8 protein-coding genes are annotated in these 8,825 nt (G+C 70.3%); 5 read left to right on the top strand and 3 right to left on the bottom strand.

What is annotated here, in order from left to right; all coding sequences use genetic code 11:
* The first annotated feature begins 800 nt into the window (after positions 1-800).
* Positions 801-1,157 (top strand): HesB/IscA family protein, encoded by a 357-nt coding sequence (locus ACTT8P_RS19575; protein WP_442832952.1) that lies wholly within the window; start codon positions 801-803, stop codon positions 1,155-1,157.
* Between the two features lie 65 nt (positions 1,158-1,222).
* On the opposite strand, the gene ACTT8P_RS19570 is transcribed toward ACTT8P_RS19575, so the two are convergent.
* Together ACTT8P_RS19570 and ACTT8P_RS19565 are read right to left on the bottom strand one after the other, a co-directional pair.
* Entirely contained in the window at positions 1,223-2,590 is a 1,368-nt protein-coding gene (locus ACTT8P_RS19570) for a hypothetical protein (RefSeq protein WP_442832951.1), read from the bottom strand.
* 84 nt (positions 2,591-2,674) lie between these two features.
* Positions 2,675-2,863 (bottom strand): hypothetical protein, encoded by a 189-nt coding sequence (locus tag ACTT8P_RS19565; protein ID WP_442832950.1) that lies wholly within the window; start codon positions 2,861-2,863, stop codon positions 2,675-2,677.
* A 133-nt stretch (positions 2,864-2,996) separates the two neighbouring features.
* Here ACTT8P_RS19565 and ACTT8P_RS19560 point away from each other — a divergent pair, with 133 nt between their 5' ends.
* Entirely contained in the window at positions 2,997-3,971 is a 975-nt protein-coding gene (locus tag ACTT8P_RS19560) for a carbohydrate kinase family protein (protein WP_442832949.1), read from the top strand.
* 79 nt (positions 3,972-4,050) lie between these two features.
* Here the strand turns inward: ACTT8P_RS19560 and ACTT8P_RS19555 are convergent, their stop codons facing one another.
* Complete coding sequence (locus ACTT8P_RS19555) at positions 4,051-5,400, bottom strand: cysteine desulfurase/sulfurtransferase TusA family protein (protein WP_442832948.1); 1,350 nt, start codon at positions 5,398-5,400, stop codon at positions 4,051-4,053.
* Positions 5,401-5,659: 259 nt separating this feature from the next.
* Between ACTT8P_RS19555 and ctaC the strand changes: the two genes are divergently transcribed.
* The 3 genes from ctaC to ACTT8P_RS19540 are packed head-to-tail and all read left to right on the top strand — an operon-like array spanning position 5,660 to position 8,777.
* Entirely contained in the window at positions 5,660-6,652 is a 993-nt protein-coding gene (gene ctaC, locus ACTT8P_RS19550; protein WP_442832947.1) for an aa3-type cytochrome oxidase subunit II, read from the top strand.
* The gene (gene ctaD / locus ACTT8P_RS19545) at positions 6,649-8,382 is read left to right on the top strand and encodes an aa3-type cytochrome oxidase subunit I (protein WP_442832946.1); all 1,734 of its coding nucleotides are present in this window, start codon (positions 6,649-6,651) and stop codon (positions 8,380-8,382) included. Before ctaC ends, ctaD begins: the two co-directional genes overlap by 4 nt.
* A complete protein-coding gene (locus ACTT8P_RS19540) occupies positions 8,379-8,777 on the top strand; it encodes a cytochrome c oxidase subunit 4 (protein ID WP_442832945.1) in 399 nt (132 codons plus the stop codon). The genes ctaD and ACTT8P_RS19540 overlap by 4 nt, the downstream gene beginning before the upstream one ends.
* The last annotated feature ends 48 nt before the right edge of the window (positions 8,778-8,825 follow it).

Below are 8,825 nucleotides of genomic sequence, written 5' to 3'. Positions count from 1 at the left end.
GGCGGAAAGATCGTCGCGAGCCGGACAGCGGGCAGCAAGGCGCGTGATCGCTTACACCACTTCGCGGGACGCGACCCGTGGCGGAGCGCCTGACCCCTCTCCGGCCACCTAGAGCCAGCCGGGGGCGCAGCACCGGTGTTGACCTGCATATTCGAGCACCTTGAGATCGGGCGTGTGTCCGAGCTCACGGTGCGTCCTCACCGCAACAAGATGTCCTGCCGACGGACGCGGTCATGCTGCCCAGGCCGCAGACGCTGCTCGCAGGAGAGCTGTTGACGCTGCTGGGATGTTGCGGACGATCGCCACACAGGTCGGCATCACGGAGGCCATGTTCTCGCGCGGAACCCATTGAATCGTCTCGCCCAGACCGCTGACGGCGAGGCCGGGATCGTGATGCTTGCCTGACCTCTGCCGGCACCACCCGGGACTGGCTGCAACTCGGCAAGAGAAGTCCGGCGGCGGTCGGGCACGGGGCGACGGAGTTGACCTCGTCGAGCCCTGGCCACGACGGAGCCACCACTACTCGCAGTAACCATCATTGATGTCCCAGCGACGGCTTCTGCTCATGATCAGCCGACACTACAGTGCTCATCACGCGCGGATTCCGACGTTCCCGCAGGAACTCATGCTCACGATCTTGCGTTCCCTACAGCCCGCGCCCCTGACCGTTCCCGGGGCCGTGTGCGAGCATGAAGAGACGAACCGAGGGGAAATCACTCGGGTCCGCCCGGAATGAATCCGCGGCTTCGGCGGTTGACGCCGTCGGCAAGCAGTCTCCGTACAACCCGGGAGAGATGTAGATGTCCGTATCGGACGAGACCACCACCGTCACCGACGGCATCGTCCTCACCGACGCCGCCGCCGGCAAGGTCAAGGCCCTGCTCGACCAGGAAGGCCGGGACGACCTGGCGCTGCGGGTCGCCGTCCAGCCCGGCGGCTGCTCCGGCCTGCGCTACCAGCTCTTCTTCGACGAGCGTTCCCTCGACGGCGACGTCGTGAAGGACTTCGGCGGCGTCAAGGTCGTCACCGACCGGATGAGTGCCCCGTACCTGGGCGGCGCCACCGTCGACTTCGTGGACACCATCGAGAAGCAGGGCTTCACGATCGACAACCCGAACGCGACCGGTTCCTGCGCCTGCGGCGACTCCTTCAGCTGAGCCGCTGAGCCGTACCGACGAGGGCGGCGGCACCGGGGACACCCCGGTGCCGCCGCCCTCGCGCGTCACCCGCCGCCGGTCGGCGCCGGCAGCCGGGCGCCCTCCTTGGCGAGCGGCACCGGCTTCCCGTCCGAGCCCAGCACGGCCCGCCCGCCCAGCGGCTCCTTCAGTCGCACGGTCAGCTCGTACTCCTTGGCGACCAGGATGCAGACCTGCTCCGGGTCGGACCGCTCGGTGACGGTGACCGTCACCCGCCCGGACTCCTCCGCCGCCTCCGCGTCGTACTTCGCGCACACCCCGCCCGTGAACCGCACGGTCAGTTCGGTGCCCTCGGCGGTGTACCCCGTCACCTTCACGTCCCGCTCGGCGGACGGTCGCGGCGACGGCTGCGCCGACGTCAGGTACTCCGGGTCCACGGCGGGATACGGCACCGTACGACCGTCCGCCGCCCGCACCTCGAACAGCCAGGACGGCACCAGGGCCGCCCGCCCCGCCACCGGCTGCGCGGCCAGCCCGAACACCGCGCCCGTCACGGTCGCCGTCGCCGCCGTCGCCCCGCAGGACTCCGCCTGCCCCTCCAGCGGTACGGCACTGGCGCAGTCGCCGTGGGTCGCCGGTGCCTTCGCCACCCGGGCGAGGGTCTGTTCCGCGCTCAGCACGGGATACGTGTCCCCCTTCACCGGCGCCTTCAGCCGCCCGCTGCCACCGGTCACCGTGCCGTCCGCGCCCACGATCACCCCGGTCGTCCAGCCGTGCGTCGGCAGATCCCCGACCTCCGGCTCGGCGTTGACCACCCGCCGCGCGCCCATGACCTGACCGGCGTCCGTGGCGGCGTCGTCCTGCCCGACCGCCGCCAGCACCGGCGCCGCCGCCTTCTTCGCGGCCGCCTCGCCCACCGGACCGGCGCCCGTCGGCTCGGCCGGACAGACCGGGTCCTTTTGGCCGCAGTCGTCACCGGCCGCCACCGACCGCTGGAACGTCCAGTTTCCCGGCGCCTCGCGCGCCACCCGCAGTACCGGACCCGACCCGTCCGCCGCCGTCCCGACCGTCCAGGAGGCACCCCGGACCACCGGCTTGCCCGCCAGGTCGAGCGCCTCGGCCAGCCGGGCCACCTCCTCCTCGGTGACCCGCCCCGCCGCCCGGTACACCGGCGCCGAGTCCGGCCCGTCCGGCAGCCGCCCCTCGGCCCGGTAGCCGCCGGTGCCGCTGTCGGCGGCGGGGGAGTCGAGGACCAGCGGCGGGGGAGTGCCGCGGTCCGACGCGGAGCCGCCGCCGGCCGGACCCGACGCGGTCGCCGCCAGATACGCCCCGCCGCCCCCGGCCAGCAGCACCGCGGCCGCGACCGACGCGGTCAGCGCCGCCCGGGGCCGGCGCCGCGCCGCCCGGTTCCCCTCGCTCCCGGTGCCGTCGTGGTCGGGTCGCTCGCTGTTCACCGCATCGCTCCTTCGGCCGCCGTGCGGGACGCCGATAGGACGTGACGGGGGAGCCCCGGGTTCCCCGGGGGTCGGCCGGACGGCTCAGTCGCCGTACTCCGCCGTCGCGTCCAGCAGCCGGGCCGAGGCCGGCGGCACGGACACCCCGTGGATCAGCGCCGGCGGCACCGGCCGGACGGCGAGCCGCTCGGCGGGCGGCCAGTGCGGCGCCATCCGGGCGCAGTCGCCGCGCAGCGCGGCCAGGTCCTCGGTCTCTTCGGTGGGGTTCGTCATGACCGCACCGTAAGCACGCCCGAAGCCGCGAAGAAAGATCTACTATCGGGTAGTTTCGGTCGCTGCAACGGCGTCCCGGCGACCGGGTAGCGTGAACTGCCAACCCACCTCCCTCCAGGAGAGAGTTCACGCCGTGCGCATCGCAGTCACCGGCTCCATCGCCACCGACCACCTCATGACCTTCCCCGGCCGCTTCGCCGACCAGCTCGTCGCGGACCAGTTGCACACGGTCTCGCTCTCCTTCCTGGTCGACAAGCTCGACGTACGCCGGGGCGGGGTCGCCGCCAACATCGCCTTCGGCATGGGCCAGCTCGGCACCCGCCCGGTCCTGGTCGGGGCGGCGGGCTCCGACTTCGACGAGTACCGCGCCTGGCTGGAGCGGCACGGCGTGGACACCGACTCGGTGCGGATCTCCGAGACCCTGCACACCGCGCGCTTCGTCTGCACCACCGACGCCGACCACAACCAGATCGGCTCCTTCTACACGGGTGCGATGAGCGAGGCCCGGCTGATCGAGCTGAAGACCGTCGCGGACCGAGTCGGCGGCCTCGACCTGGTCTCCATCGGCGCCGACGACCCGGAGGCGATGCTCCGCCACACCGAGGAGTGCCGGACGCGGAGCATCCCGTTCGCCGCCGACTTCTCCCAGCAGATCGCCCGCATGAACGGCGACGAGATCCGGATACTGCTGGACGGGGCGACGTACCTCTTCTCCAACGAGTACGAGAAGGGGCTGATCGAGTCCAAGACCGGCTGGAGCGACGAGGAGATCCTCGGCCGGGTCGGCCACCGGGTCACCACGCTGGGCGCGCGGGGCGTGCGGATCGAGCGGGCCGGCGAGCCGGTCATCGAGGTCGGCGTCCCCGACGAGGAGCGCAAGGCCGACCCCACGGGCGTCGGCGACGCGTTCCGGGCCGGCTTCCTGTCCGGTCTGGCGTGGGGCGTGGGGCTTGAGCGGGCCGCGCAGGTGGGCTGCATGCTGGCGACGCTCGTCATCGAGACGGTGGGGACGCAGGAGTACCAGCTGCGGCGGGGGCACTTCATGGAGCGGTTCACGAAGGCGTACGGGGACGAGGCGGCGGGGGAGGTTCGGGGGTACCTGGGCTGAGTCCGCCGGGCGCGGGGGGCTGGTCGCGCCCACGCGGCGGCAGCCGCATGTCGACACAGCCCCGCGCCCCTGACGTCACTTACCTGGTCCGGCGGATCAAGTAAGCCGTTCCCTTCTCCGCCGGCTCCTCGCCCACGTACTCCTGGTTTCGCATCTCGCACCACGCCGGGATGTCCAGGCGGGCCGCCTCGTCGTCCGCCAGGACGCGTACCGTGCCGCCCACCGGGACGTCGCCGATCACCTTGGCCAGTTCGATGACCGGGATCGGGCACAGCTTGCCCAGCGCGTCCACCACCAGGGCGTCCCCCTCGGTCGAGGTGGCCGGCGCGGGCGCCCCCAGCTTCTCCCGCACCCCCGCCACCGCCCCCGGCAGCACCTCAAGGAACCGTTCGACATCCGCCTCGGCCGCCCCGGACGGCAGCGACACCCGGACGTTGCCCTCGCTGAGCACCCCCATCGCCCGCAGCACATGACTCGGCGTCAGCGTGCTGCTGGTGCAGGAGGACCCGGAGGAGACCGAGAAGCCGGCCCGGTCCAGCTCGTGCAGCAAGGTCTCCCCGTCGACATAGAGACAGGAGAAGGTGACGATGCCGGGCAGCCGGCGCGCCGGATCGCCGACCACCTCCACGTCCGGCACCAGCCGCGGCACCCGGGCCCGGACGCGGTCCGTCAGTTCCCGCAGCCGCGCCGCCTCCTGGGCGGCCGCCGCGCGCACCGCCCGCAGCGAGGCGGCCGCCGCCACGATCGCCGGGAGGTTCTCGGTCTCGGCCGCCTCCGCCGGCGCGAACCGCACCCCCTTGCGCACCACCAGCAGCCCCACCCCCACGGGGCCGCCCCACTTGTGCGCACTCCCCGTCAGCAGCGACCAGCCCCCGGCCACCGGTCCCCAGGCCAGCGACTGGGCCGCGTCCACCAGCAGCGGCACCCCGGCCGCCCGGCACGCCTCCGCCACCTCGGCCACCGGCTGCTCGGTTCCCACTTCGTGATTGGCCGACTGGAGACAGGCCAGCGCGGTGTCCGCGCGCAGGGCGGCCGCGTACGCCTCCGGATCGACCGCTCCCGTCCGGTCCACGCCCACCTGGGTGACCGTCCCGCCCGCCGCCTCCAGGGCCTCACCCGCATGCAGTACCGACGAGTGTTCGACCGCTGACACGATCAGATGACGCCCCACCCGTCGCCGACCGGCCAGCGCTCCCGCCACACCCGTACGCACCGCACGCGTCCCCGACGAGGTGAACACCAGCTCGTCCACCCGGCACCCCACCGCCTCCGCCGCCGCCTCCCGAGCGGCGTCGAGCAGCATCCGCGCCCGCCGCCCTTCCCGGTACAACCGCGAAGGATCGGCCCACCCCTCATCGAGAGAGGCCAACAGAGCCTGACGCGCCACAGGATGAAGAGGAGCGGCGGAGGCAGCATCGAAGTAGGACATACGGCAACGCTAGACGCAGGCTCACCCGAACGCCGGTAAGGGGCGCGGGGAACTGCGCGATCGGCCACAACCCCACCCGCACCCGCCAAACCAGCGAACCACCCCCCTCAGTAGGCACCCCTCCCCGCGAACCCCCGGAGGGCGTCGGCTAGGGTTTGGTCCGCATAAACATCCAAACCCCTGCCCGACGCAGGGCGGCGACCGACCAGCGAGAAGGCCGCAGCCGACCGCGCGGGCGAGACTCTCGGGAAGGCGCTACGTGAGTCCCAACGGCTCCGACCTCCCCCATCGCCCGAAGGGCGTGGGCGGTACCCCCATGCCGCGACGCCCGATGCGGCGGAGGCTGTCGCAGACACTGACCGCGGGCCTGGTCCTGGCGACCGCCACCGGTTGCACCTGGGAGGACTTCCCCCGCCTTGGAATGCCCACCCCCACCACGGAAGAGGCTCCGCGGATCCTCTCCCTGTGGCAGGGGTCCTGGGCTGCCGCGCTCGCCGTCGGCGTGCTGGTGTGGGGCCTGATCCTGTGGAGTGCTTTCTTCCACCGGCGCAGCCGCACCAAGGTCGAAGTTCCTCCGCAGACCCGGTACAACATGCCCATCGAGGCGCTGTACACCGTGGTTCCGCTCGTCATCGTCTCGGTGCTGTTCTACTTCACCGCCCGGGACGAATCCGAAGTGCTCAAGCTCGACAAGAAGCCCGACGTCACCATCAACGTGGTCGGCTTCCAGTGGAGCTGGTGCTTCAACTACGTCGAGAGCGTCGACGGTTCCACCGGTGACGCCAAGACGGCCAAGGAACTGGACGCGATCCCGGACCGCTACAAGGATGCCTTCCCCGACAACGCGGGCGGCACCTACGACTGCGGCACCCCGGGCACCCGGAACGAGCAGACGAACAACCCCGGTCCCACCCTGTGGCTGCCCGAGGGCCAGCGCGTCCGCTTCGTCCTGACCTCCCGTGACGTCATCCACTCCTTCTGGGTGGTGCCGTTCCTGATGAAGCAGGACGTCATCCCGGGCCACACCAACGCCTTCGAGGTGACCCCCAACAAGGAGGGCACCTTCCTGGGCAAGTGCGCCGAGCTCTGCGGCGTCGACCACTCCCGGATGCTGTTCAACGTCAAGGTCGTCTCCCAGGAGCGCTACGAGCAGCACCTGAAGGACCTCGTGAAGAAGGGGCAGACCGGTTACGTCCCGGCTGGCATCGCCCAGACGGACCACGAGAAGAACCGGGAGACGAACAACCTGTGAGCATCCTCAACGAACCCCAGGGTGCCGCGGCAGGGTCCCATTACGCGGACGAGCTGCCGGTCCGGCGCCAGAGGCGCGGCGAAGTCGTCGTCAAGTGGCTGACCACCACCGACCACAAGACGATCGGCACGCTGTACCTGGCCACGTCCTTCGCGTTCTTCTGCATCGGCGGCGTCATGGCGCTGCTCATGCGCGCCGAGCTGGCCCGGCCGGGCCTGCAGATCGTGTCGAACGAGCAGTTCAACCAGGCGTTCACGATGCACGGCACGATCATGCTGCTGATGTTCGCGACGCCGCTGTTCTCCGGTTTCGCGAACTGGATCATGCCGCTCCAGATCGGCGCGCCCGACGTGGCGTTCCCGCGGCTGAACATGTTCGCCTACTGGCTCTACCTGTTCGGCTCGCTGATCGCGGTGGGCGGCTTCCTCACCCCGCAGGGCGCGGCCGACTTCGGCTGGTTCGCGTACTCGCCGCTGTCCGACGCGGTGCACTCGCCGGGCATCGGCGGTGACCTGTGGATCATGGGTCTGGCCTTCTCCGGCTTCGGCACGATCCTCGGCTCGGTCAACTTCATCACCACGATCATCTGCATGCGCGCGCCCGGCATGACGATGTTCCGGATGCCGATCTTCACCTGGAACGTGCTGCTGACCGGTGTGCTGGTCCTGCTCGCCTTCCCGGTCCTCGCGGCGGCCCTGTTCGCCCTGGAGGCGGACCGAAAGTTCGGCGCCCATGTCTTCGACGCGGCCAACGGTGGAGCCTTGCTATGGCAACACTTGTTCTGGTTCTTCGGGCATCCAGAGGTGTACATCATCGCGTTGCCGTTCTTCGGCATCGTCAGCGAGATCATCCCGGTCTTCTCCCGCAAGCCGATCTTCGGCTACATGGGCCTGATCGGCGCCACCATCGCCATCGCCGGTCTGTCGGTGACGGTCTGGGCGCACCACATGTACGTCACCGGCGGCGTGCTGCTCCCGTTCTTCTCCTTCATGACCTTCCTGATCGCGGTCCCGACCGGGGTGAAGTTCTTCAACTGGCTCGGCACCATGTGGAAGGGCAGTCTCTCCTTCGAGACGCCGATGCTGTGGTCCACCGGCTTCCTGATCACCTTCCTCTTCGGTGGTCTGACCGGTGTGCTGCTCGCGGCCCCGCCGCTGGACTTCCACGTCTCGGACTCGTACTTCGTCGTCGCCCACTTCCACTACGTGGTGTTCGGCACCGTCGTCTTCGCGATGTTCGCCGGCTTCCACTTCTGGTGGCCGAAGTGGACCGGCAAGATGCTGGACGAGCGGCTCGGCAAGATCACCTTCTGGACGCTGTTCATCGGCTTCCACGGCACCTTCCTGGTCCAGCACTGGCTGGGCGCCGAGGGCATGCCGCGCCGGTACGCCGACTACCTGGCGGCCGACGGGTTCACCGCCCTGAACACGGTCTCCACGATCAGCTCGTTCCTGCTCGGCATGTCGATCCTGCCGTTCTTCTACAACGTCTGGAAGACCGCCAAGTACGGCAAGCCGGTCGAGGTGGACGACCCGTGGGGCTACGGCCGCTCCCTGGAGTGGGCGACCTCCTGCCCGCCGCCGCGGCACAACTTCCTCACGCTGCCGCGCATCCGCTCCGAATCCCCGGCCTTCGACCTGCACCACCCGGAGATCTCCGCGCTGGACCAGCTGGAGAACGTCGGCCACGGTGACAAGGCCCTCGCTGGCGGCAAGGAGGCCGGCAAGTGAAGATCCAGGGCAAGATGTTCATCTGGCTGAGCTTCTTCATCCTCGTCATGGCGATCGTCTATGGCGTGTGGTCGAAGGAGCCGGCCGGTACCACGGCGCTCTTCCTGGCCTTCGGGCTGTCCATCATGATCGGCTTCTACCTCGGCTTCACGGCCAAGCGGGCCGACGCGGGCGCCATGGACGACAAGGAAGCGGACGTCGCGGACGACGCCGGCGAGGTCGGGTTCTTCAGCCCGCACAGCTGGCAGCCGCTCTCCCTGGCCATCGGTGGCGCGTTCGCGTTCACCAGCGTGGCGATCGGCTGGTGGCTGATGTACTTCTCGGCCCCGCTGCTCCTCATCGGCCTGTTCGGCTGGGTCTTCGAGTACTACCGCGGTGAGAACCGCACCCAGTAGCACACCCGGCCACCCGAAGGGCCCGGACACTCCGCCAGGAGAGTCCGG

It is taken from the genome of Streptomyces sp. JW3 (assembly GCF_052216785.1).
GTDB lineage: Bacteria > Actinomycetota > Actinomycetes > Streptomycetales > Streptomycetaceae > Streptomyces.
This window is presented reverse-complemented; position numbering and strand designations above follow the sequence as displayed.

Excerpts from the sequence above, each read along its gene's own strand:
- ACTT8P_RS19575 (WP_442832952.1), top strand. The coding sequence starts at position 801 with ATGTCCGTATCGGACGAGACCACCACCGTCACCGACGGCATCGTCCTC.
- ACTT8P_RS19565 (WP_442832950.1), bottom strand. The coding sequence starts at position 2,863 with ATGACGAACCCCACCGAAGAGACCGAGGACCTGGCCGCGCTGCGCGGC.
- ACTT8P_RS19555 (WP_442832948.1), bottom strand. The coding sequence starts at position 5,400 with ATGTCCTACTTCGATGCTGCCTCCGCCGCTCCTCTTCATCCTGTGGCG.